We start from the raw sequence: 1,443 nt of genomic DNA, 5'->3' as shown, positions 1-1,443 counted from the left end.
TATAGCATTAGCGATGGCAATGGCGGTACCAGCAGCAGCGTAGTCAACGTCAGCGTGACTCCTGTGAATGATGCCCCGGTACTGAGCTTCACTGATAGCTTGACCAGCATTACAGAAAACAGTGCGATGGCAGGCATGGTAGTGACGGATGCAAATGCGACCGATGCCGAAGGCAATACGCTGACTTACAGCCTGACTAACAATCCGGACGGCTACTACAGCATTGATCCTGCGACGGGTGTTGTGACCTTGACCCAGGCGGGTGCGGACTGGGTGAACGGAGGTGGAAACCTTCCTGCAGTCAGCGTAACAGTGACTGACGGTACAACCCCTGTGACTGGTACAGCGGCAATGCCGGTGACCACGCTGGTGAATGATGCACCTGTGGCGATGGATGATGAAATTATCATCAATGAAGATCAGGTATATAGTTCAGCGGTTAGCCTGTTGCAGAACGATACAGATCTAGATAGCGTCAGCATCACAGCGGTTTCTGGCACATACACAACCACCCAAGGCGGAACAATTTCGATTGCGACGAATGGTACGTATACCTATACGCCAGCAGCGAATTTCACCGGTATCGATACTGTTGACTACACCATTACAGATGGTTCGTTGACAGATACAGCAACGTTAACCATCACAGTGACCCCTGTGAATGATGCCCCGGTACTGAGCTTCACTGATAGCTTGACCAGCATTACAGAAAACAATGCGATGGCAGGCATGGTAGTGACGGATGCAAATGCGACCGATGCCGAAGGCGATACGCTGACTTACAGCCTGACTAACAATCCGGACGGCTACTACAGCATTGATCCTGCGACGGGTGTTGTAAGCTTAACCCAGGCGGGTGCGGACTGGGTGAACGGAGGTGGAAACCTTCCTGCAATCAGCGTAACAGTGACCGACGGTACAACCCCTGTGACTGGTACAGCGGCAATGCCGGTGACCACGCTGGTGAATGATGCACCTGTGGCGATGGATGATGAAATTATCATCAATGAAGATCAGGTATATAGTTCAGCGGTTAGCCTGTTGCAGAACGATACAGATCTAGATAGCGTCAGCATCACAGCGGTTTCTGGCACATACACAACCACCCAAGGCGGAACAATTTCGATTGCGACGAATGGTACGTATACCTATACGCCAGCAGCGAATTTCACCGGTATCGATACTGTTGACTACACCATTACAGATGGTTCGTTGACAGATACAGCAACGTTAACCATCACAGTGACCCCTGTGAATGATGCCCCGGTACTGAGCTTCACTGATAGCTTGACCAGCATTACAGAAAACAATGCGATGGCAGGCATGGTGGTGACGGATGCGAATGCGACCGATGCCGAAGGCGATACGCTGACTTACAGCCTGACTAACAATCCGGACGGCTACTACAGCATTGATCCTGCGACGGGTGTTGTAAGCTTGACC

Annotated in this window: 1 protein-coding gene; it reads left to right on the top strand. The window is 51.3% G+C overall.

Translation table 11 applies throughout. The features are described 5' to 3' along the window. Positions 1–1,443 (top strand): Ig-like domain-containing protein (locus FTU91_RS16360; RefSeq protein WP_180082854.1); only part of this gene is annotated, 1,443 nt, incomplete at both ends.

Source organism: Acinetobacter sp. YH12201, from assembly GCF_013418145.1.
GTDB lineage: Bacteria > Pseudomonadota > Gammaproteobacteria > Pseudomonadales > Moraxellaceae > Acinetobacter.
This window is presented reverse-complemented; position numbering and strand designations above follow the sequence as displayed.